Source organism: Micromonospora sp. NBC_01740, assembly GCF_035920365.1.
Classification (GTDB): Bacteria; Actinomycetota; Actinomycetes; order Mycobacteriales; family Micromonosporaceae; genus Micromonospora; species Micromonospora reichwaldensis.
This window is the reverse complement of sequence record NZ_CP109150.1, coordinates 4,446,690-4,472,082: the sequence shown is the minus strand read 5'-3', so window position 1 is coordinate 4,472,082 and position 25,393 is coordinate 4,446,690. Positions and strand designations below refer to the sequence as shown.

Below are 25,393 nucleotides of genomic sequence, written 5' to 3'. Positions count from 1 at the left end.
GATCACGTCAGGACATCCCCAGCTCGCGGTCGATGAAGTCGAAGACCTCGTCCGGCGTCGCGTCCTGGAGCTTCTCGGCGACGGTGTCGCCGTCCGCCGGCGCGTCGGCCTCGTTGAGGGAGGCCAGCAGCGCCCGCAGCCGCTCGGTGATCCGAATTCTGGCGCTGCGGTCCGGCGCCGAGCCGGAGAGCGCCGCTTCCAACCTGTCCAGCTCACCGAAGACCGGTGCGACCCCGACCACGCCGCCGTCGACGATCGCGGCCCGCACGTACTCGGCCAGCCCTGCGGCGGTCGGGTAGTCGAAGACGACCGTGGCGGGCAGCCGGACGCCGGTCGCCGCGGTGAGCCGGTTGCGCAGCTCCACGGCGGTCAGCGAGTCGAAGCCGAGTTCCCGGAACGCCCGGTCCGGCTCGACGGCGTCCATCGAGGCGTGGCCGAGCACCGCGGCGGCCTGCCCGCGTACCAGCTCCAGCAGGGTCTTGCGTCGTTCGGCGTCGGTCTGCCCGGCGAGCAGGGCGGCCAGGGACTCCGCGGAGACGCCGGTGTCCTCGGCCCGCTCGGCGACGGCCCGGCGCGCCTCGGCCACGCCCGCGATGAGCGGGCTGGGCCGCACGGCCACGAACCCGGGCACGTAGCGGGCCCAGTCGATGCCGGCCACCATCGTCGCCGGCTCGCCCCGCGCGACGCACTGCGCGAGCGCCGTGAGCGCGGCTTCCGTGTCGAGGCGGGCCACGCCGGTGCGGCGGCGGCGCTCCTCCACGGCCTGGTCGGTGGCGGCCATCCCGCCGGCCGCCCAGGGGCCCCAGGCGACCGACGTGGCCGGCAGGCCCTGCCGGTGCCGCTGCTCGGCGAGGGCGTCGAGGTAGGCGTTGGCCGCGGCGTAGCTGCCCTGACCGGCGGCGCCGAGCTGACCGGCCAGCGCGGAGAACAGCACGAACGCGCGCAGTTCCCGCCCGACGGTCAGCTCGTGCAGGTGCAGGGCGCCGAGCACCTTGGGCCGCAGGACGGTGGCGAGGCGGTCGGCGGTGAGCCCGTCGAGCACCCCGTCCTCCAGCACGCCGGCCGCGTGCACCACGCTGGTCAGCGGCGCGTCGGCGGGTACCTCGTCGAGCAGCTTCGCCAGCGCCGCCCGGTCGGCCACGTCGCAGGCCGCGACGGTCACCCGGGTGCCCGCCCCGGTCAGCTCGCGGACGAGTTCGGCGACGCCGGGGGCGTCCGCGCCGCGGCGGCTCACCAGCATCAGGTGCTCGGCGCCCCGGGCGGCCAGCCAGCGGGCCACCTCCGCGCCGAGCGCGCCGGTGCCGCCGGTGACCAGGGTCGTGCCCGGGTAGCCGGCCTCGTCGGTGGCCGCCTCACCGCCGGGTGCCCGCACCAGCCGGCGGACGAGGATGGTGGCGCCGTCGACCGCGAGCTGGTCCTCGCCGTCGAGGCCGGCGAGCGCGGCGCAGAGCAGGTCCCAGCCGTGGTCGTCCAGGGTGGCCGGCACGTCGACCAGGCCGCCCCACCGCTCGGGGTGTTCGAGGGCCACGACCCGGCCGAGGCCCCAGAGCAGCGACTGCTCCGGCCGGCCGGGCGCGCCGCTGCGGGTGGTGCCGGCGGCGCCCCGGGTGACGCACCACAGCGGCGCGGCGACATCGAGGTCCCCGAGCGTCTGGATCAGCGCCAGCGAGCGGGCGAGGAAGGGCGGCACCGGCTGGGTGTCGTCGACCGCGCCGTCGGCGAGGGCGAGCAGCGACAGCACCCCGTCCACCGGAGCCGGTACGCCGTCGGGGGTGCGGACGGCACCGCTCAGGTGCGCGGTGAGGGCGGCCCGGTCGGTCAGGTTCTCCGGCACGAGCACCAGTCGGACGTCGGCGCCCCGGCGGGTCAGCTCGACCACCGCGGCCTCGCCCTCCTCCGGGTGCCGCTCGTCGGCGACGACCCACCAGGCGCCGGGCAGGAAGCTGACCGGCGTCCCGGTGTACGGCTGCCAGACGCTGCGGTACCGCAGGTCGTCGAGGCTGGACCGGTTGCGCTGCTGCCGCCGCCAGGAGGCGAGCACCGGCAGGGCGGCGCCCAGCCGTTCCAGGGACTCCGCCGCCTCCTGCTCGGTGAGTTCCGCGAGCGCGGCCAGGTCCTCGCGTTCCACGGCCGCCCAGAACGCGGAGTCGACGCCGCTCGGGGTCTCCTCGGTGTCGCCCTGCCCGGTCACCGCGGTCGGCCAGAAGCGGCTCCGGTCGAAGGCGTACGTGGGCAGCGCCACGACGTCGGTCCCGGCGAGGACCGTGCCCAGGTCGACCGGCAGGCCGATCGTGTGGGCGGTGGCCAGGTTCGTCAGCAACCGCGTCGCGTCGTCGTCACCGCGGCGCAGGCTGCCCAGGGTGTGCCCGGTCGCGCCCGCGTCGTCCAGGATCGCCGTCACCGGCATCGTCAGCACCGGATGCGGGCTGATCTCCACGAACGTCGTGTGACCCGCCTCGACGGCCACCCGCACGGCGGCCTCGAACTGGACGGTCTGCCGCAGGTTGTCGTACCAGTAGTCCGCCGTCATCGAGGACGGGTCGACCCAGTTCCCGGTGAGCGTGGAGACGAGTCGGACGTGGCCCTGTCGCGGAGTCACGTCGGCCAGATCGGCGCGCAACTGCTCGGCGACCTCCTGCACCGCCGCCGAGTGCGACGCGTAGTCCACCGGGATCAACCGGGCCCGCACACCTTCGGCCTGGCACGACTCCACCAGGTCGGCGACCGGCTGCGGCGGACCCGAGACCACGACCGTGGACGGGCCGTTCACCGCCGCCACCCCGACACCCGGGAACGCCGGCAGCCGCTCGGCGACCGCCTCGGCGGAGAGGTCGACCGAGGCCATGGTGCCGGTGCCCCGCAGGACCGTCAGCGCCCGGGAGCGCAGCGCCACGGCCTTCGCCGCGTCGTCCAGGCTGAGGATCCCGGCCACGCACGCGGCACCGATCTCGCCCTGCGAGTGACCGACCACCGCAGCCGGAACCACACCGGCGTGCTGCCACACGGCGGCGAGGGCCATACCCACGGCCCACAGCACCGGCTGCACGACCTCGACCCGCTCCAGCCACGACTCGTCGTCACCGGTCAAGACCGACACGAGATCGACATCGAGATACGGGGCGAGGGCCCGCTGGCACTCGGCCAACTTCGCGTCGAACACCGGCGTACGACCCACCAGACCGGCCGCCATCCGCGCCGACTGCGCACCCTGACCCGGGAACACGAACACCGCACCGGTTCCGGAGGCCGTACCCGTGACGAGGTTCCCGGCCGGCGCGCCGGCGGACAGGGCGTCGAGCCCGGCCAGCAGCTCGGCCACGGTGGCCCCGACGACGGCGGCCCGGTGGTCGAACGTCGACCGGGTGGCGGCGAGGGACCAGCCCACCGCCGCCGCGTCGAGGTCGGCGTGCGCGCGGACGTGCTGGGCCAGGCGGGCGGCCTGACCGGCCAGCGCGCCCTTCGACCGCCCCGACACCGTCCAGACGACGACGTCGGAGGCCACGAGCCCCGGGCTGCGCCCCTCGGCGGCCTCGCCGTCGGGCTCCGCGCTCTCGGCGGGGAGGTCCTCGGGCAGTTCGATGATGACGTGGGCGTTCGTGCCGGAGATGCCGAACGAGGACACCGCCGACCGGCGCGCCCGGTTTACGGCCGGCCACGGCCGCGACTCGATCGCCAGCTCGACGGCGCCGGAGTTCCAGTCGATGTGCGGGGACGGCTCGTCCACGTGCAGCGTCGCGGGGACCACGCCCTCGCGCATCGCCAGCACCATCTTGATCACGCCGGCGACGCCGGCGGCGGCCTGGGTGTGGCCGATGTTCGACTTGACCGACCCCAGCAGCAGCGGCGCGTCGCGCTCCTGCCCGTACGTGGCCAGCAGGGCCTGCGCCTCGATCGGGTCGCCGAGCGTCGTGCCGGTGCCGTGCGCCTCGACCACGTCCACGTCGGCCGTGGAGAGCCGCGCCGACGCGAGGGCCTGCCGGATCACCCGCTGCTGGGAGGGGCCGTTCGGGGCGGTCAGACCGTTGGAGGCACCGTCCTGGTTGACGGCGCTGCCCCGCACGATCGCCAGCACCTCGTGGCCGTTGCGCCGGGCGTCCGACAGGCGCTCGACCAGCAGCATGCCCACGCCCTCGCCCCAGCCGGTGCCGTCGGCGCCCGCGGCGAACGCCTTGCACCGGCCGTCGGCGGCCAGGCCACGCTGCCGGGAGAACTCCACGAACAGCCCGGGGGTCGACATCACGGTCACGCCGCCGGCGAGGGCGAGGTCGCACTCGCCGCGCCGCAGCGACTGCACCGCCAGGTGCAACGCCACCAACGACGACGAACACGCCGTGTCCACCGACACCGCCGGCCCCTCCAACCCCAACGCGTACGCCACCCGACCCGACACCACACTCGCGGCGTTGCCCGTGCCCGCGAAGCCCTCCACCTCGTCCCCCGCCACCATCAGCAGGGCCCCATAGTCCTGACCATTCGTGCCCACGAACACCCCTGTTCGCGAACCCCGAAGGACCCCAGGCTCAACCCCTGCCCGCTCGACCGCCTCCCACGAAACCTCCAGCAGCAACCGCTGCTGCGGATCCATCGCCAACGCCTCGCGGGGGGAAATCCCGAAGAAACCGGCATCAAACTCCGCCGCCTCGTAGAGGAAGGCGCCGCTGCGGACGTAGGAGGTGCCGGTGGAATAGGGGTCGGGGTCGTAGAGCCGCTCGACGTCCCAACCCCGATCGCCGGGTAGGTCGGACACGGCGTCACGGCCGGCGTGCAGCATCTGCCAGAACCGCTCCGGGTCGTGCGCCCCGCCGGGGAAGCGGCAGGACATGGCGACGATGGCCACCGGCTCGTCGTCGCCGAGCGTCACCGGGGCGGCCTCGACGGCCACGGCGGCCTCGCCGCCCAGCTCCTCGTGCAGGTGCCGGGCGAGCGCGGTCGGCGACGGGTAGTCGAAGACCAGGGTCACCGGCAGCCGCAGCGAGGTGGCGGTGGCGAGCCGGTTGCGCAGCTCCACCGCCGTCACCGAGTCGAAGCCGAGGTCCCGAAACGCGTGGTGCGGGTCGACGGCCTGGCCGTCGGCGTACTTGAGGACCATGGCCGCCTGGTCGCGGACCAGGTCGAGCAGCGCCTGCTGGCGCTCGGCGGCGCTCATCCGGGTGAACGCGCCGGCGGGGCCGGCCTCGTCGGTATCCTTCGTCTCGGCGAGGCCCTTGGTGGCCTGCAACCGCTGCGCCTCGGGGATCTCCGAGATCAGCGGACCGGGCCGGGTGGCGGTGAACGCGACGAAGAACCGGTCCCAGGCGATGTTCGAGATGGTCAGGAAGGTCTCGTCGTGCTCCACGGCCTGGTGCAGGGCCGCGACGGCGAGGCGCGGGGGCATCTCGGGTGCGCCGTGGCGGTGCAGCATCTGGCCGAACTCGCCGTCGGCCATGCCGCCGCCGCCCCAGGCGCCCCAGCCGATGGAGGTGGCGGGCAGGCCGAGGGCCCGCCGGTGCTCGGCGAGGGCGTTGAGGAACGCGTTGCCGGGGGCGTAGTTGCCCACGCCGGAGCTGCCGACGGTGCCGGCCATCGAGGAGAACAGGATGAACGCGTCGAGGTCCAGCTCGCGGGTCAGCTCGTGCAGGTTCAGCGCGGTGGTGACCTTCGCGCTCAGCGCGTAGTCGACCTGCTCCAGGGTCAGCGAGTTGATCACCGAGTCGTCGAGCACGGCGGCGGTGTGCACGACGGTGGTCAGCGGGTGCTCGGGCGGCAGGTCGGCGAGGACGGCGGCGAGCGCCGACCGGTCGGCGGCGTCGCAGGCGGCGACGGTGACCCGGGCGCCCAGTCCGACCAGCTCGGCCTCGAGGTCGGCGATGCCCTCGGCCTGCCGGCCGCGCCGGCTGACCAGCACCAGGTGCGCCGCGCCGTTGGCGGCGAGCCAGCGGGCCATGTGTCCGCCGAGCGCGCCGGTGCCGCCGGTGACCAGGGCGGTGCCGGAGGGCCGCCAGGTGCGCGGGGCGGGGGCGTCGCCGAGCGGGGCGTGCAGCAGTCGCCGGCCGAAGGCGCCGGCCCACCGCAGCGCGACCTGGTCCTCCCCGTCGGCGCCGGCGAGGACGCGGACCAGCCGGCGGCCGGCCGCGTCGTCGAGCTCGTCGGGAAGGTCGACGAGGCCGCCCCAGCGGTCCGGGTGCTCGAGTGCGGCGACCCGGCCGAAGCCCCAGGTGAGCTGCTGGAGCGGGTGCGGCAGCGGGTCGGCCGGGCCGGTGGCGACGGCACCCCGGGTGAGGCACCACAGCGGCGCGCGGACGCCGGCGTCGCCGAGCGCCTGCACCAGGGTCACGGTGCCGGCGAAGCCGACCGGCACCGACGGGTGCGCCGGGGCGGGCGTCTCGTCGAGCGGCAGCAGCGACAGGATCCCGGCGGGCGTGCCGCAGTCGGCGAGGTCGCGCAGCCGGACGGCGAGCGCCGCGCGGTCCGTGCGGTCGGCGTCCAGCGCCAGCGGTACGACGGTGCCGCCGTGCCGCCGCAACGCCTCGGCGCAGAAGGCGGCCTCGGCAGCGCCAGTGTCGTCGGGGCCGGTGAGCAGCCACCAGGTGCCGGTGACGGCGGGCTCGCCCGCGGCGTCGGGGGCGACGGGTGTCCAGCTGTCCCGGTACCGCCAGGAGTCCACGGTGGCCTGGTCGCGGTGCCGGCGACGCCAGGCGGCGAGGACCGGCAGCACGTCCGCGAACGCGGCGTCCGGCACAGGCTCCGAGTCGGTCGCGGCGGCAAGTTCGGCGGTGAGCGCGGTCAGGTCCTCCGCCTCGACGGCCGCCCAGAACCGGGCGTCGACCTCGTCGTCCTGCACCGGGCCGGCGACGCCGGCGGCCGGGGCGGGCGCGGCGGACGGCTGCGGCCAGTAGAGCTGCCGCTGGAACGGGTACGTGGGCAGGTCGAGGCGGCGGCCGGCGAGGCCGGTGAAGGCGGGCCGCCAGTCCACCGCCGTACCCCCGGCCCAGACCTCGGCCAGGGCGCGCAGGAAGCGGCCGAGGCCGCCCTCGCCCCGGCGCAGGCTGCCGGTGACGGTGACCGCGTCCGGGTCGGCGGCGGCCAGCTCGACGCTCTCCTGCACGGCCATGGTCAGCACCGGGTGGGCGCTGACCTCGACGAAGGTCTGGTAGCCGGCGGCGACGAGGCTGCGCACCGCGTCGTCGAAGCAGACGGTCTGCCGCAGGTTGCGGTACCAGTAGTCGGCGTCGAGGGCGGCGGTGTCGAGCCAGTCCCCCTCGACGGTGGAGCGGAACCGGACCTCGCCGGTGCGGGGCCGCAGCCCGGCGAGCAGTTCCAGGAGCTGCTCGCGCAGCTGCTCGACGTGGGCGGAGTGGGAGGCGTAGTCCACGGGGACGCGGCGCACCCGCACCTCGCGGGACTCGTAGTGGGCGACCAGCTCGTCGAGTGCGGCGCTGTCGCCGGAGACCACGACGGAGGTGGGTCCGTTGACGGCGGCCAGGGCGACCCGGCCGGCCCAGCGGGTGATCGTCGCGGTGGCCTCGTCGGCGGTGGTGGCGACCGAGACCATGCCGCCGTCCCCGGCGATGCCGGCGATGATCCGGCTGCGCAGGGCCACCACGGCCGCCGCGTCGTCCAGGGTGAGGCCGCCGGCGACGTGCGCGGCGGCGATCTCGCCCTGCGAGTGGCCGACGACGGCGGAGGGGCGCACCCCGTACGACTCCCAGAGCGCGGCGAGCGAGACGCTGACCGCGAACAGGGTGGGCTGCACGACGTCGACGCGCTCCAGCGACGGGGCGTCGGGCGCGCCGCGCACCACGTCGGTCGGCGACCAGTCGACGTACGGGCGCAGCGCCTCGGCGCAGGCGGCGAACTTCTCCGCGAAGACCGGGGCGGTGTCGAGCAGTTCGGCGGCCATCCCGACCCACTGGGAGCCCTGGCCCGGGAAGACGAAGGCGACCTCGCCCGGCGTGCCGGGGGCGCGGGTGACGGTCTGCGGGGTGGGCCGGCCGGCGGCGAGCGCGTCGAGGGACGCGGCCAGGTCGTCGCGGTCGGCGGCGAAGACGACGGCCCGGTGGTCGTGGGCGGCGCGGGTGGCGGCCAGCGACCAGCCGACGTCGGCGAGCACCTCGTCGTCGACGGTGTCGAGGTGGTCGAGCAGGTCCCGGGTGCGGGCGGTGAGGGCGTCGACGGTGCGCCCGGAGAGCACCCAGGGCAGCTCCCCGGTCGGCGCGTCGGCCGCCGGCTCGGACTCGGGCTCGTCGGCGGGGGCCTGTTCGAGGATGGTGTGCACGTTGGTGCCGCTGATGCCGAACGAGGAGACGGCGGCGCGGCGTACGCCGTCGGCCGGCTCCCATGGGCGGGCGGAGGTGAGCAGCTCGACGCTGCCGGCGCTCCAGTCGACGTGCGGGGTGGGCTCGTCCACGTGCAGGGTGGGCGGCAGCACCCCGTGCCGCATGGCCAGGACCATCTTCATCACCCCGGCGACGCCGGCGGCGGCCTGGGTGTGCCCGATGTTCGACTTGATCGAGCCGAGCCAGAGCGGCCGGTCGGCGGGGCGGTCCTGCCCGTAGGTGGCGATGAGCGCCTGCGCCTCGATCGGGTCGCCGAGGGTGGTGCCGGTGCCGTGCGCCTCGACGGCGTCCACCTGGTCGGCGGTGAGCCCGGCGTTGGCGAGGGCCTGCCGGATCACCCGCTGTTGGGCGGGGCCGTTGGGGGCGGTGAGGCCGTTGGAGGCGCCGTCCTGGTTGACGGCGCTGCCGCGCAGCACGGCGAGGACCGGGTTGCCGTCGCGGCGCGCGTCGGAGAGGCGCTGGAGCACCAGCAGGCCGACGCCCTCGCCCCAGCCGGTGCCGTCGGCGGCCCCGGCGAACGGCTTGCACCGGCCGTCGGCGGCGAGGCCGCGCTGGCGGGAGAAGCCGACGAAGATGCCGGGGGTGGCCATCACGGTGGCGCCGCCGGCCAGGGCGAGGTCGCACTCGCCCGTGCGGAGGGCCTGCGCGGCCAGGTGCATCGCGACCAGCGACGACGAGCAGGCGGTGTCGACGGTGACCGCCGGGCCGTGCAGCCCGAAGGTGTACGCCAGCCGGCCGGAGATGACGCTGGCGGAGGTGCCGGTGGCGAGGTAGTTCTCGTCGACGTCCCCGGCGGCCATCAGCAGCGAGCCGTAGTCCTGGCCGTTGGTGCCGACGTACACGCCGGTGCGGCTGCCGCGCAGCGCGGTCGGGTCGATCCGGGCCCGCTCGAACGCCTCCCAGGTGGCCTCCAGCAGCAGCCGCTGCTGCGGGTCCATGGCGAGGGCCTCGCGGGGGCTGATGCCGAAGAACGCCGGGTCGAACTCGCCGGCCCCGGCGACGAAGCCGCCCTCCCGGACGTAGCTGGTGCCGAGGTGCTCGGGGTCGGGGTGGTACAGCTCGGCGAGGTTCCAGCCGCGCTCGCCGGGCATCAGGCTCAACGCGTCGGTGCCGGTGGCCAGCAGGTCCCAGAGCTGCTCGGGCGAGGTGACCCCGCCGGGGAAGCGGCAGCTCATCGCGACGATGGCGATCGGCTCGCGGTCGCGGCCCGTGCCGTCGGCGACCACCTCGCCGGTGGTGTGCCCGGCGGTGAGGCCGTGCAGGTGCGCGGCGAGTTCGGCGACCGTGGGGTGGTCGAAGACCAGCGTGGCGGGCAGCGTCATGCCGGTCTCGGCGGTGAGCCGGTTGCGCAGCTCGACGGCGGTGAGCGAGTCGAAGCCGAGGTCGCGGAAGGTGCGCTCGGGCAGCGGCTGGCCGGCCGGGTAGCCGAGCACGACGGCGGCCTGGGTGCGCACGAGGTCGGCGAGCTGCGGCAGGGACCGGCCGACCACCACGGCGCGGGCCGGACCGGTGGGCACGGCGGGCACCCCGGGCAGGGCGGCGATCAGTGGCGTCGGGCGGCCCCAGGAGGCGGCGAGGCGTCCCCAGTCGACGTCGGCGACGGTGACGGCCGGCTCGGCGGTGTTGACCAGCCGGCCGAGGGCGGTGACGGCCTCGGCGACGGGGAGCGCGTCGACGCCGCCCCGGGCGAGCCGGGCGGTCAGCGCCGCGGCCATGCCGTCCTCGGCCCAGGCGCCCCAGGCGATGGCGGTGGCGGGCAGGCCCTGGTCGCGTCGCCAGGCCGCGAACGCGTCGAGGTAGGCGTTGGCCGCCGCGTAGTTGCCCTGTCCGGCGCTGCCGATGACCCCGGCGAGGGAGGAGAAGAGCACGAACGCGTCGAGGTCGCGGTGGGCGGTGGCCTCGTGCAGCACGCGGGCGGCGCGGACCTTGCCGTCGAGGACGGCCTGCATCCGGCCCAGGTCGAGCCCGTCGAGGACGCCGTCGTCGACCACGCCGGCGGTGTGCACCACGGCGGTCAGCCCGGGCAGGTCCGCCACGAGAGCGTCGACCGCCGCCCGGTCGGTGACGTCGCACGCCACCACCCGCACCGCACCCAGCTCGGCCACCAGCTCGGCCGCGCCCGGCGCCGCCGGACCCCGCCGCGAGGCCAGCACCACCTCGGCGGCCCCGTTGGCCAGCAACCAGCGCGCCACGTGCCGACCCAGGGCACCCGTACCACCGGTCACCAGCACCGTCCCGGCGGGCCGCCAACCCGACCCGGCGGGAGGCGCGGCCGGCACCAGCCGCCGGCCGAGGATGCCCTGCGGGCGGATCGCCACCTGGTCGTGCCCGGCGTCGGCGAGGACGGCGAGCAGCGCGTCGGCGGCGGTCCGGTCGACGCGGGCGGGCAGGTCGACCAGGCCGCCCCAGCGGTCCGGCTGTTCGAGGGCGACGACCCGGCCCAGGCCCCAGGCCAGGGCGGGCCACGGGTCGGCGACGGTCTCGCCGCCGACGCGGACGGCGCCCCGGGTGAGGCACCAGAGCCGGCCGGGCAGGCCGGCGTCGGCGAGCGCCTGGGTGAGGGTGAGCAGCAGCGCGGCGCCGACGGAGACGGCCGGGGCATCCGGCAGCGCCCGGTCGGTCGCGGGCAGCACGCAGAGCACCCCGGCCCAGCCCTGGTCGCCGTGGCCGCGCAGCAGCCCGGTCAGCTCGGCGCGGTCGGCGCCGAGGGCGACGGTGAGGGTGTCGACGTGGGCGCCGGCGCCGGTCAGCGTGCCGGCCACCCCGGCGTCGTCGGCGTCGGCGGTGACGACCAGCCAGCGGCCGGTCAGCGCCGGCGCGGCGGCGGGGCGGACAGGCTCCCACTCGACCCGGTACGTCCAGCCGTCCACCACGGCGTCGCGCTGCCGGGCCCGTCGCCACGACGAGAGCACCGGTACGGCCGGGGCGAGGGCCTCGACCGCCGCGGGGTCGTCCTGCACGGCCAGGTGGGCGGCGACCCCGGTCAGGTCGCCGCGCTCCACGGCCGCCCAGAAGTCCCCCTCGGCCGTGTCGGTCGGCGCGGTCGCTCCGGCGGTGCCGCCGATCTCGGGCCAGTAGCGCTGGTGCTGGAACGCGTACGTGGGCAGGTCCACCCGCCACGCGCCGGTGTCGGCGAACCACGGCTGCCAGTCCACGGCCACCCCGCGCACGTGCAGCTCGGCCAGCCCGGCCAGCAGCCCGTGGGCCTCGGGCCGGTCCCCGCGCTGCGCCGGCACGGCGAGCACGCCGTCCCCGTCCGGCAGGGCGTCGCCGACCATCGCGGTCAGTACGCTGCGCGGCCCGACCTCCAGGAACGTGTCCGCCCCGGCGGCACGCAGCGCGGCGATTCCGTCGGCGAAGCGGACGGCCTCCCGCACGTGGCGCACCCAGTAGTCGGCGGTGCGGATCTCGTCGGCGTCGGCGAGCGCCCCGGTCACGTTCGACACCACCGGCAGCGCCGGCGCGGCGAAGGTGAGCTTGTCGAGCACCGCGCGGAACCTGGCGAGCATCGGCTCCATCAGCGGGCTGTGGAACGCGTGGCTGACCGTGAGCCGGCGCGTGCGTACGCCCCGGTCCTTCCAGACGCGCTCCACCTCGTCCAGGGCCTCGACGGCACCGGAGACCACGACCGACGTCGGCCCGTTCACCGCCGCGATCCCCACGTCGGCCAGGCCGTCGAGCGTGGCGAGGACGTCGGCCTCGGTGGCCGCGACGGCGAGCATCCCGCCGCCCGTGGGCAGCGCCTGCATCAGCCGGCCCCGCGCCGCCACCAGCGCGCAGGCGTGCTCCAGCGACAGCACCCCGGCCACGTGCGCGGCCGTGACCTCGCCGATCGAGTGGCCGGCGACCAGGTCGGGGGCGATGCCGAACGACTCGACGAGGCGGAACAGCGCCACCTCGACGGCGAACAGGCCGGCCTGCGTGAACACGGTCCGGTCCAGCAGCTCGGCGTCGGCCGAGCCCTCGGCGGCGAAGAGCACCTCGCGCAGCGGGCGCGGCAGGGCCCGGTCCAGGTACCCGCACACCTCGTCGAGGGCTGCGGCGAAGACGGGGAACTCGGCGTACAGCTCCCGGCCCATGCCGGCGCGCTGCGCGCCCTGGCCGGAGAAGAGCACCGCGAGCTGGCCGCGCGGCGACCCGGCGCCGAGCACGACGGTGCCGGCCGGTTCCCCGGCGGCGAGGGCGCGCAGCCCGGCCAGGAGGTCGTCGCGGTCGGTCGCCGACAGCACGGCGCGCCGGTCCAGGGTGGAGCGGGAGGTGACCGACGAGAAGGCCACGTCGAGCGGGCGCAGGGTGTCGTCGGCGGCGAAGCGGGTGGCCCAGCGGCCGGCCTGCGCGGCGAGCGCGGCGTCGGAGCGGGCGGAGAGCAGCACGGGGGCCACGGTGCGGGCCGCCGGGACCCTCGGCTCAATTTCGGTCTCGGTCTCGGCGGGAGCCGGGGCCTGCTCGATGATGGTGTGCGCGTTGGTGCCGGAGACGCCGAACGACGACACGGCGGCCCGGCGCGGCCGGTCCACGGCCGGCCAGGGCGTGGCGGCGGTGGCGAGGGTGACCGCCCCGGCGGTCCAGTCGATGTGCGGGGACGGCTCGTCGACGTGCAGGGTCGGCGGCACCACGCCGTGCCGCATCGCCATCACCATCTTGATCACGCCGGCGACACCGGCGGCGGCCTGGGTGTGCCCGATGTTCGACTTGACCGACCCGAGCAGCAGCGGCGCGGCCTCGTCCCGGTCCTGCCCGTACGTACTGAGCAGGGCCTGCGCCTCGATCGGGTCGCCGAGCCGGGTGCCGGTGCCGTGCGCCTCGACCACGTCGACCTGCTCGGGCGTGAGCCGGGCGTTGGCGAGGGCCTGGCGGATCACGCGGACCTGGGACGGGCCGTGCGGGGCGCTGAGACCGTTGGACGCGCCGTCCTGGTTGACGGCGCTGCCCCGCACCACGGCCAGCACCGGGTAGCCGTGCCGCTGCGCGTCGGAGAGCCGGGTGAGCAGCAGCATGCCGATGCCCTCGGACCACGAGGTGCCATCCGCGCCGGCGGCGAACGCCTTGCATCGGCCGTCGGCGGCGAGGCCGCGCTGCCGGCTGAAGCCGACGAAGACCGCCGGGGTGGGCATCACCGTCACGCCGCCGGCCAGGGCCAGCTCGCAGTCGCCGTTGCGCAGTGCCTGGGCGGCCAGGTGGACGGCGACCAGCGAGGACGAGCAGGCGGTGTCGACGGTGACCGCCGGGCCCTCCAGCCCGAGGGTGTACGCGACGCGGCCGGAGATGACGCTTGTGGCGTTGCCGGTGAGCAGGTGCCCCTCGCCGTTCTCGGCCTGCGCCATCATGCCGTCGTAGCCGTGCGAGGACGCCCCGACGAAGACGCCGGTACGGCTGCCCCGTACGGCCGGCAGCGGCAGCCCGGCCCGCTCGAACGCCTCCCAGGAGGTCTCCAGCAGCAGCCGCTGCTGCGGGTCCATGGCGACTGCCTCGCGGGGCGAGATGCCGAACAGGTCGGCGTCGAAGTCGGCGGCGGCGTAGACGAAGCCGCCCTCGCGCACGTAGCTGGTGCCCGGGTGGTCGGGGTCGGGGTGGAAGAGGTTCTCCAGGTCCCAGCCCCGGTCGGCGGGGAACGGCCCGATCCCGTCGCCGCCGTCGTGCACGAGCTGCCACAGCGCCTCGGGACTGTCGACCCCGCCCGGGTAGCGGCAGCTCATCGCGACGATGGCGATGGGCTCGGAGTCCCGGGTCTCCAGCTCGCGCAGCCGCCGCCGGGTACGCCGCAGCTCCGAGGTCGTACGCTTCAGGTACTCGACGTACTTCTCGTCCTCGTTGCTCACCGTGGACCTACCTCACTCGGCATGCCGATGTCGTTGCGGCTGATGTCGTTGCGGCTGGTGGTCACGACGTCTCCAGCTCGCGGTCGATCAGGTCGAAGATGTTCTCGGCGGTGGCCGACTCCAGGTCGTCGTCGCCGTCCGCGTCCGCCTGCCGCTCGGTCAGCCGGCCCAGCAGGCCGTGCAGCCGGTCGGTGATCTTGCGGAACTCGTCGTCGGTCGGGTCGAGCCCGACGAGCGCCGCCTCCAGCCGGTCCAGTTCCCGGCCGGCCGTCGACGCCTCGCCCGCCGGGGTCGCCGGGGCGAACTGACCGGCCAGGTGGGTGGCGAGCGCCTCGGGCGTCGGGTTGTCGAAGACCAGCGTCGCCGGCAGCCGCAGCCCGGTGGCCGCGCCGAGCCGGTTGCGCAGCTCGACGGCGGTGAGCGAGTCGAAGCCGAGTTCCCGGAACGCCCGGGTCGGCTCGATGCCGGCCGGGTCGCCGTGGCCGAGGACGACCGCCACGTGCGCCAGCACCAGGTCGCGCAGGGCGCGTACCCGCTTGTCGGCGGGCAGGGCGCGCAGCGTCTCGGCGTACGCCTGCCCGTCGGCGGCCTCACCGGCCGCGGCCCGGCGGCCGGCGGCGCGGACCAGGTTCGCCAGCAGCGGGTGCACGGGCGCACCGGGCGCGGCCACCCCAGTGATGATCTTCGCGGGCATCAGCGTCGCCCGCTCGGAGCGCCAGGCCGCGTCGAACAGGGCGAGGCCCTCCTCGTTGGACAGCGCGGCCATGCCACCCCGGTCGAGCCGGCGGATGTCGGCCGAGTCGAGGTGCCCGGTCATGCCGCTGGCCTGCGCCCAGCGGCCCCAGGCCAGCGCGACGGCCGGCAGGCCGAGGGCCCGCCGGTGCTCGGCGAGGGCGTCGAGGAACGCGTTGCCGGCGGCGTAGTTGCCCTGGCCGGGGCCGCCGAACACGCCGGCAGCGGCGGAGAAGAGCACGAACGCGCTCAGCTCGTGACCGAGGGTCGCCCGGTGCAGGTTCCAGGCCACGTCGACCTTGGGCCGCAGCACCGCGTCGAGGCGGTCGGGGGTGAGCGACTCGACGGTCGCGTCGTCGAGGACGCCGGCGGCGTGCACGACGGCGCGCAGCGGGTGCCGCCGGTCCACCATGGAGAGCACGTCCGCCACGGCGTCCGGGTCGGCCAGGTCGGCGGCGACGATCGACACGTCCGCGCCGAGCGCCTTGAGGTCGGCGAGCAGCTCGTCGGCGCCCTCGGCGTCCGGGCCGCGCCGGCTGACCAGGAGCAGTTGCCGGGCGTCGTGCGCGGTGACCAGGTGCCGGCAGAGCAGCGCCCCGAGGGTGCCGGTCGCCCCGGAGACCAGGACCGTGCCGTCGAGCCGGGGCACCTGCGGGACGCTCAGGGCGAGCTTGCCGACGTGCCGGGCCTGACTGAGGAAGCGGAACGCCTCGGGGGCACGCCGGACGTCCCAGGTGCGCCGGGGCAGGGGCCGCAGCGCACCGGCGGCGAAGAGCGCCATCAGCTCGGCCAGCATCGCGCCGATCTTCTCCGGGCCGGCCTCGATGAGGTCGAAGACCTGGTAGCTGACTCCGGGGTGGTCGGCGGCGACCCGCTGCGGGTCCCGCTTGTCGGTCTTGCCCATCTCGACGAACCGGCCGCCGTCGGCGAGCAGCCGCAGCGACGCGTCGACGTACTCGCCGCTGAGCGCGTTGAGCACCACGTCGACGCCCCGCCCGCCGGTGCGGTCGCGGAACTCCCCGGCGAAGTCGAGGCTGCGGGAGGAGGCGAGGTGCGCGTCGTCGAAGCCGGTGGCGCGCAGCGCCGGCCACTTACCGGGGCTGGCCGTGCCGTAGACCTCCGCGCCGAGGTGGCGGGCGATCTGCACGGCGGCCATGCCGACGCCGCCGGCCGCCGCGTGGACGAGCACGGACTCCCCGGCGCGCAGCCGGGCCAGCTCCACCAGGCCGTACCAGGCGGTCAGGAAGACCACGGGCACGGCGGCGGCGTCGGTGTAGGACCAGCCGTCGGGGATGCGGGTGAGCAGCCGGCGGTCGGTGACCGCCGCCGAGGAGAACGAGCCGGAGAAGATGCCCATCACCCGGTCGCCGGGGGCGAGGTCGGTGACCCCCGGCCCGACGCCGAGCACCACGCCGGCGCCCTCGTTGCCCAGCACCTCCTGGTCGGGGACCATGCCGAGGGCCAGCACCACGTCGCGGAAGTTCAGCCCGGAGGCGCGCATCCCCACCAGGACGTGGCCCGCCGGCAGTTCCCCGGAAACCTCGGGGCCGGGCAGCAGGGCCAGGTTCTCCAGCGTGCCCTTCTCGGTGACGTCGAGGCGCCACGGCACCTCGTCGGCGGGCAGCGGCAGCACCCCGGCGTCGCGGGCCCGGGCCAGTCGGGGCACCAGCGGCACGCCGTCGCGCAGCGCGAGCTGCGGCTCGCCGGAGGCGACGGCCGCCGGGACGGCCGCCCGGGAGGCGGCGGCGTCGTCGGTGTCGAGCAGCGTGAACCGGCCGGGGTGCTCGGACTGCGCCGAACGCACCAACCCCCACAGGCTCGCCCGGGCCAGGTCGCGGGGGGCCTCGCCCGGGGCCGCGCCGACCGCGCCCCGGGTGTGCAGCACCAGCCGGGACCGCTCCAGCCGGGGCTCGCCCAACCACTGCTGCACCAGCGCGAGCGCGTCGCGGGCCGCGTCGTGCGCGGCCGCGCCGGCCCGCTGCGGGTCCGTCTCCGCGCCGGAGCGCAGATCCAGCACCACATCGGGTACGTCCCCGGACTCCTCGACCGCCGCGACCAGCGTTGCCAGGTCGGCGTGGGTCCGCACCGGGTGCCCGGCGGCGGCGAGCGCGTCGGCGAGGCCGAGGGTGTCGTCGCCGAGCAGCGCCCAGCGGGCCTCCCCGGCCGCCGCGTCGGTGCCCGTCAGCGGCGTCCAGTCCAGGTGGAACACCGAGGTGCGGCGCAGGGCGGCGGCCTCGTCGGCCCGGCCCGCGGCGACCGGGCGGAACGTCAGCGACTCGACGGTGGCGACCGGCTGGCCGGCGGTGTCGGCGAGGGTGACCGCGACGGTGTCCGGGCCGAGCGACCGCAGCCGCGCCCGCAGCCGGGTGGCGCCGTGGGCGTGCAGGGCGACCGAGCGGAAGGCGAACGGCATCCAGCCCGCCCCGGAGGTGTCCGCCGCGTCGCCGAGCAGGGCGGTGATCCCGCTGGCCTGGAGGGCCGCGTCGAACAGGGCCGGGTGCAGGCCGAAGCGGGACGCGTCGGCGGTCGCCTCCTCGGGCAGGGCCACCTCGGCGTAGACCTCGCCGTCGCCGCGCCACACCCGGCGCAGGCCACGGAAGGCGGGGCCGTAGCCGAGGCCGCCCTCGGCCATCTGCGCGTACCAGGCGTCCAGGTCGGCGTCGACCTCGACGGCGTCGGCCGGCGGCCACTGCCCCGCTACGGCCGTCGGGGCGGGCAGGTGCGGCAGCAGCAGGCCCTCGGCGTGCCGGGTCCACTCGGCGTCGGCGTCCTCCTCGGGGCGGGAGTGCACGGTGACGCTCCGCTCGCCGGCGTCGCCGGGCGGGCCCACGCGTACCTGCACCTGCACCGCGCCGGCCGGCGGGAGCACCAGCGGGTTGATCAGCGTCAGGTCGCCCACCTGGCCGGCGTCGACCTCGTCGCCGGCCCGGACCACCATGTCGACCACGCCGGTGCCGGGGACGATGACCGCCCCGCCGACGGCGTGGTCGGCGAGCCACGGGTGGGTACGCACCGACAGCCGCCCGGTCAGCACCACCGTCTGGTCGTCGGCGACGGGTACGGCCGCGCTGAGCAGCGGGTGGTCGGTGTCCTGGAGGCCGGCGGAGCCGACGTCGCGTACCCGGTGCGCGGGGGCGTCCAGCCAGAAGCGTCCGTGCGCGAAGGCGTACGTGGGCAGCGCGACGGCGTCGGTGCGGGCCAGCACGGCCGTCAGGTCGACGGGCAGGCCGATCGTGTGGGCGGTGGCGAGGTTCGTCAGCAGCCGCGTCGCGTCGTCGTCACCGCGACGCAGGCTGCCCAGCGTGTGCCCGCTCGCACCGGCGTCATCGAGAATGGCCGTGACCGGCATCGTCAGCACCGGGTGCGGGGAGATCTCGACGAACGTGGTGTGCCCGGCGGCGACCGCCACCCGGACGGCGGCGTCGAACTGGACGGTCTGCCGCAGGTTGTCGTACCAGTAGCCGGCCGTCATCGACGCCGGGTCCACCCAGTCCCCCGTCAGCGTGGAGACGAGCCGGGTGTGGCCCGGCTGCGGGGCCACGTCGGCCAGGTCGGCGCGCAACCGCTCGGCGACCTCCTGCACCGCCGCCGAGTGCGACGCGTAGTCCACGGGGATCAGTCGGGCGCGCACCCCGTCGGCCTGGCACGCTTCCACCAGGTCGGCAACCGGCTGCGGCGGACCCGACACCACGACCGTGGACGGGCCGTTGACCGCCGCGACACCCACGCCGGGGAACTCCCCGAGCCGCTCCGCGACCGCCTCTGCGGAGAGGTCGACCGAGGCCATGGTGCCGGTGCCCCGCAGCACGGTCAGCGCCCGCGACCGCAGCGCCACGGCCTTCGCCGCGTCCTCGATGCTGAGGATCCCGGCCACGCACGCCGCACCGATCTCACCCTGCGAGTGACCGACCACCGCCGCCGGGGTGACCCCGGCGTGCTGCCACACGGCGGCGAGCGCCATGCCGACAGCCCACAGCACCGGCTGCACGACCTCGACCCGCGCCAACCACGACTCGTCCTCACCGGTGAGCACCGAGATCAGGTCCACGTCCAGGTACGGGGCGAGGGCCCGCTGACACTCCGCCAGCCGCGCATCGAACACCGGCGTACGGCCCACCAGACCGGCCGCCATCCGCGCCGACTGCGCACCCTGACCCGGGAACACGAACACCGGACCCGCACCGTGGGGCGTGGCGGCGCCGGCGACGACGTTGCCAGCCGGCGCCCCCGACACCAGCGCGTCCAGCCCCGCCAGCAGCTCCTCCAGGCTCGACCCGACGACGGCGGCCCGCTGGTCGAACACCGACCGGGTGGCGGCGAGGGACCAGCCCACCGCCGCCGCATCGACCTCGCCGCGCTCACGCACGTACTGCGCCAGCCGGGCCGCCTGGCCCGCCAGTGCGGCCTTCGACCGCGCCGACACCGGCCACGCCACGACGCCCGACGCCACCAGTCCGGGGCCGGCCACGGCGGGGGCGACAGCCTCCGGCTCGTCGGCCTGCTCGATGATCACGTGGGCGTTCGTGCCGGACATGCCGAACGAGGACACCGCCGCCCGGCGCGGCCGCTCCACCGCCGGCCACGGGCGCGACTCGATCGCCAACTCGACGGCGCCGGAGTTCCAGTCGATGTGCGGGGACGGCTCGTCCACGTGCAGCGTCGCGGGGACCACGCCCTCGCGCATCGCCAGCACCATCTTGATCACACCCGCCACGCCCGAGGCGGCCTGGGTGTGGCCGAGGTTCGACTTGATCGAGCCGAGCAGCAGCGGCTCGTGCCCCTCGCGGCCCTGCCCGTACGTGGCCAGCAGCGCCTGCGCCTCGATCGGGTCGCCCAGCGTCGTGCCCGTGCCGTGCGCCTCGACCACGTCCACGTCGGCGGTGCCCAGCCGGGCACCCGCGAGGGCCTGCCGGATCACCCGCTGCTGCGACGGGCCGTTCGGCGCCGTCAACCCGTTGGAGGCACCGTCCTGGTTGACGGCACTGCCCCGCACGATCGCCAGGACGCGGTGGCCGTTGCGCCGGGCGTCCGACAGCCGCTCGACCAGCAGCATGCCGACGCCCTCGCCCCAGCCGGTGCCGTCCGCAGCCGCCGCGAACGCCTTGCACCGGCCGTCGGCGGCCAGCCCACGCTGCCGGGAGAACTCGAAGAAGGTGCCGGGGGTGGCCATGACCGTGACGCCGCCGGCGAGGGCCATGTCGCACTCGCCGCGCCGCAGCGACTGCACCGCCAGGTGCAACGCCACCAACGACGACGAACACGCCGTGTCCACCGACACCGCCGGCCCCTCCAACCCCAACGCGTACGCCACCCGACCCGACACCACACTGGCGGCGTTGCCCGTGGCCCCGAACCCTTCGGCCTGCTCCCCCGCAGCCATGAGCAGGGCCCCATAGTCCTGACCATTCGTGCCCACGAACACCCCTGTTCGCGAACCCCGTAGGACCCCAGGCTCAACCCCTGCCCGCTCGACCGCCTCCCACGAGACCTCCAGCAGCAACCGCTGCTGCGGGTCCATGGCCGCCGCCTCGCGCGGCGAGATCCCGAAGAAGCCCGGGTCGAACTCCGCCGCCCCGTCGAGGAAGCCGCCCTTGTCGGTGTAGGTGGTGCCGGGGTTGGCCGGGTCGGGGTCGTAGAGCCGGTCGAGGTCCCAGCCCCGGTCGGTCGGGAAGTCGCCGATGGCGTCCATGCCGTCCGCGACGAGGCGCCACAGCCGCTCGGGGTCGTCGACGCCCCCGGGGTAGCGGCAGGCCATGGCGACGATGGCCACCGGTTCGTCGTCGTCGACGGCGGCCGGGGCGGCGACGGGGGCCGGCCCGGCGTCGGCGTCGGTGCCGAAGAGGCCGGTGAGCAGGAGCCGGGCCAGCACGACCGGGGTGGGGTGGTCGAAGACCAGGGTGGTGGGCAGCGCCTGCCCGGTGGCGGCGACGAGCCGGTTGCGCAGCTCCACCGCGGTCAGCGAGTCGAAGCCGAGGTCCCGGAACGCGGTGGTCGCCGGGATGGCCGCCGCCCCGCCGTCGTGGCCGAGCACGTCGGCGGCGAGTTCCCGGACCAGGTCGGCGACGGCCTCCTCGCGGCGGGCCGGGGCCAGCCCGGCGAGCCGCCGGCGCAGGGTCGCCGCCGGGCCCTCGTCGCCGTCGTCGACCGCGACGCCGCCGTCGAGGGCGGCCCGCGCCTCCGGTACGCCCTCCAGCAGTGGCCGGCGGCGGGCGGAGGCGTACGCGGGGGCGAACCGGGCCCAGTCCACGTCGGCCACCGTCACGGTGACGTCGTCGTGGTCGAGGGCCTGTTGCAACGCGCCCATGGCGACGGTCGGGTCCATGGCGGGCAGGCCCCGGCGGCGCAGGTTGCGCTCGGCGTCCGCCGCGTGCATGCCGCCGTCGGACCACGGTCCCCAGGCGATGGCGGTGCCGGCCCGGCCCTCGGCCCGCCGCCGCTGCACCAGCGCGTCGAGGTAGGCGTTGCCGGCCGCGTACCCGGCCTGCCCGCCGCTGCCCCAGGTGGCGGCGATGGACGAGTAGACGACGAAGGCGTCCAGTTCCCGGTCGGCGAGGAGGTCGGCGAGGTGGGCGGCGCCGGCGGTCTTGCCGACGGTCACCTCGGCCAGCTCGGCGGGGGTGACCTCCGCCAGCGGGGTGGCCTGCGCGATGCCGGCGGTGTGCAGGACGGTGCGCACGGGCGGGCCGTCGGCCTCGACCCGGTCGAGCAGGTCGGCAAGGGCGGCCCGGTCGGCGATGTCGCAGGCGGCGACGGTGACCCGGGCCCCGAGGCCGGTCAGCTCGGCCTCCAGCTCGGCGGCGCCGGGGGCGTCGGGTCCGCGCCGGCTGACCAGCACGACGTGCTCGGCTCCGGCGGCGGCGAGCCAGCGGGCGGCGCGGGCGCCGAGTCCGCCGGTGCCGCCGGTGATCAGTGCGGTGCCGGTGGGCGTGAACCGGCGCGCCGGCGGGCGGTCGCCGAGGGCGGCGCGCACGAGGCGGCGGGCGAAGACGCCGGGGCCGCGTACCGCGAGCTGGTCCTCGCCGGTCGATCCGGTGAGGATCGCGGCGAGCCGGGTGGCGGCCCGGTCGTCGGGCTCCGGCGGCAGGTCGACCAGGCCGCCCCAGCGGTGCGGGGCCTCGACGCCGACCACCCGGCCGAGGCCCCAGACGGCGGCCTGCGCCGGGTCGGTGAGCCGGTCGTACGAGGCGGCGGCGACCGCGCCCCGGGTGACCAGCCACAGCGGCGCGGCCAGGTCGGCGTCGCCGAGCGCCTGCACGAGCGCGAGGGTGGCGGCCAGGCCGGGCAGGACGGTGCTGTCGGCGGCGGGCGGCTCGGCGGCGAGCAGGGAGACGACGCCGGCGGGGTCGGTGCCGGCGAGGGACGCCGCGAGGCCGGCCCGGTCGGCGTCCGGCTCCACGGTCAGCGGCAGCACGTCGGCGCCGGCGTCGGTCAGCGCGGCCCGGACGGTCTGCACCGCCGGGTCGTCGGCGCCGCCGGCGGGCAGCGCCAGCAACCAGGTGCCGGCCAGCCGGGCGGGGGCGGGTTCGCCGGTCACCTGCCAGTCGGCCCGGTACCGCCAGCCGTCGAGCACCGAGTGTTCCTGCCGCTGCCGCCGCCAGTCGGCGAGGACGGGCAGCAGGGTACGCAGCGACTCGGCGGCGGCGGTGTCGGTGACGGCGAGGGTGTCGCGCAGCGCGTCGAGGTCGGCGCGTTCGACGGCCGCCCAGAACCGCCGGTCGAGCGCGCCGGCTCCGCCGGCGGTGGCCTCGTCGGCGGGCGCCTCGGCCGGCACCCAGTAGTGCTGCCGCTCGAACGGGTAGGTGGGCAGGCCGACGAGCCGGCCGGGCCGGTCGGCGAGGAGGTCCGCCCAGCGCACCGGGGTGCCGGCGACGTGGAGCTGGGCGAGGGCGGCGAGCAGGGCGCGACGGTCCGGGCGGTCCCGGCGCAGCACCGGCACCACCACGGCGGGGGCGGCGTCGCCGGCTTCGGCCTCGGCGAGGGTCTCCTGGATGCCGGCGGTGAGAACGGCGTCGGGGCCGACCTCCACGAAGGTGCCGACGCCGTGGGCGCGCAGGGTGCGTACGCCGTCGGCGAAGCGGACCGCCTCCCGGACGTGGCGCACCCAGTAGTTCGGGTCGGTGAGCTGCGCCGGGTCGGCCAGCTCGCCGGTCAGGTTGGACACCACCGGCAGGGTGGGGGCGCGCAGGTCGAGGCCGGCGGCGACGGCGGCGAACTCGGCGAGCATCGGCTCCATCAGCGGGCTGTGGAAGGCGTGGCTGACCCGCAGCCGCCGCACCTTCACCCCCCGGCCGGTCCAGAGGTCGGCCAGCTCGTCGATGGCCGCGCCGTCGCCGGAGACGACGACGGCGCCGGGGGCGTTGACGGCCGCGACGGCGACCCGGTCGGTCAGCGCGGCGATCGACTCGGCGACCCGGGCCTCGTCGGCGGCGACGGCGAGCATCGCGCCGCCGGCGGGCAGGGCCTGCATGAGCCGGCCCCGGGCGGCGACGAGGGCGCAGGCGTCGTCGAGGGTGAGCACGCCGGCGACGTGGGCGGCGGTCAGCTCGCCGACGGAGTGCCCGGCGACCATGTCCGGGGCCAGGCCCCAGGAGCCGAGCAGCCGGTGCAGCGCCACCTCGACGGCGAAGAGCGCGGCCTGGGTGAAGACGGTCTGGTCGAGCAGCGCCGCCTCGTCGGTGCCGGGTTCGGCGTGCAGCAGCGGCTTCAGCGGCCGGGGCAGCCGGTGGTCGAGGTGGGCGCAGACCTCGTCGAGCGCCTCCGCGAAGACGGGGTATGTCTCGTACAGCTCCCGGCCGGCGCCGGCGCGCTGGGCGCCCTGGCCGGAGAAGAGGAACGCGACCCCGCCGCGTTCGGCGGCGGCACCGGTGACCAGGCCGGGGGCGGGCCGGTCGTCGGCGAGGGCGTGCAGGGCGGCGAGCAGGCCATCGCGGTCGTCGGCGAGGACGACCGCCCGGTGTTCCAGGGGCGAGCGGGAGACCACCGAGGTCCAGGCGACGTCGGCCGGGCGCACGTCCGGGTCGTCGGCGACGTACCGCGACCAGCGCCCGGCCTGGTGGCGCAGCGCGGCGCGGGTGCGGCCGGTGAGCAGCACCGGCGCGGGCGCGGGTGGCTCCGGCCGGTCGGCCTCGGCGCGGGCCGGCTCGGGCTGTTCGAGGATGAGGTGGGTGTTGGTGCCGCTCATGCCGAAGGAGGAGACGGCGGCGCGGCGCGGCCGGTCCACGGCCGGCCACGGCGTGGCCTCGGTGACCAGGGTGACCGCGCCGGTGGCCCAGTCCACGTGCGGGGTGGGCTCGTCGACGTGCAGGGTGGCCGGCACGACGCCGTGCCGCATCGCCTCCACCATCTTGATCACCCCGGCGATGCCGGCGGCGGCCTGGGTGTGGCCGATGTTGGACTTGATGGAGCCGAGCAGCAGCGGCGCGGCGTCGCCGCGCTCCCGGCCGTACGTGGCGAGCAGGGCCTGGGCCTCGATCGGGTCGCCGAGGGTGGTGCCGGTGCCGTGCGCCTCGACCACGTCGACCAGGTCGGGGGTGAGCTTCGCGCCGGCCAGGGCCTGCCGGATGACCCGCTGCTGGGACGGCCCGTTGGGGGCGGTCAGGCCGTTGGACGCGCCGTCGGAGTTGACCGCCGAGCTGCGGATGACGCCGAGCACCGGGTGGCCGTTGCGGCGGGCGTCGCTGAGCCGTTCCAGCAGCAGCATGCCGACGCCCTCGGACCAGCCGGTGCCGTCGGCGGACGCGGCGAAGGACTTGCACCGGCCGTCGGCGGCGAGGCCGCGCTGCCGGGAGAACTCGACGAACGGACCGGGGGTGGCCAGCACGGTCGCGCCGCCGGCCAGGGCGAGGCCGCACTCCCGCTGACGCAGCGCCTGGCAGGCGAGGTGGATGGCGACCGACGCCGACGAGCAGGCGGTGTCGACGGTGACCGACGGGCCTTCGAGGCCGAACGTGTACGCCAGCCGGCCGGAGACCACGCTGGCGGCGGTGCCGGTCAGCACGTACCCCTCGACGCCGGGGGCCCGGTGCAGCACGGCGGCGTAGTCCTGCCCGGAGGTGCCGACGAAGACGCCGGAGCGGCTGCCGCGCAGCGACAGCGGGGCGATGCCGGCCCGCTCGAACAGCTCCCAGGTGGTCTCCAGCAGCAGCCGCTGCTGCGGGTCCATGGCGACCGCCTCGCGCGGCGAGATGCCGAACAGCGCGGCGTCGAAGCGCCCCGCGTCGTGCAGGAACCCGCCGGAGGTGGTGTACGAGGTGCCGGCGTTGTCCGGGTCGGCGTGGTAGAGCCGCTCCAGGTCCCAGCCCCGGTCAATGGGGAAGTCGCCGATGGCGTCCCCGCCGGACGAGACGAACTCCCACAGCTGTTCGGGCGAGCTGATGCCGCCCGGGTAGCGGCAGCTCATCGCCACGATCGCCACCGGCTCGGACTCCTCGGCGGTGACCTCGCGCAGCCGTTGGCGGGTCTGCTGAAGTTCGGCGACGACCCGCGTCAGGTATTCGCGCAGCCGCTCTTCGTCCGCCATGACATCTC

The 25,393-nt window shown here is 76.4% G+C and carries 2 protein-coding genes; both read right to left on the bottom strand.

The window, feature by feature from the left end; all coding sequences use genetic code 11:
* Positions 1–7: 7 nt before the first annotated feature.
* Positions 8–14,134: a type I polyketide synthase gene (locus OG989_RS19950; RefSeq protein ID WP_327028049.1), complete on the bottom strand. Its 14,127-nt coding sequence runs from the start codon at positions 14,132–14,134 to the stop codon at positions 8–10.
* A 61-nt stretch (positions 14,135–14,195) separates the two neighbouring features.
* The gene (locus OG989_RS19945; RefSeq protein WP_327028048.1) at positions 14,196–25,385 is read right to left on the bottom strand and encodes a type I polyketide synthase; all 11,190 of its coding nucleotides are present in this window, start codon (positions 25,383–25,385) and stop codon (positions 14,196–14,198) included.
* Between the last annotated feature and the right edge of the window lie 8 nt (positions 25,386–25,393).

Coding starts and splice junctions, on each gene's coding strand:
- OG989_RS19945 (WP_327028048.1), bottom strand. CDS start 25,385: ATGGCGGACGAAGAGCGGCTGCGCGAATACCTGACGCGGGTCGTCGCC.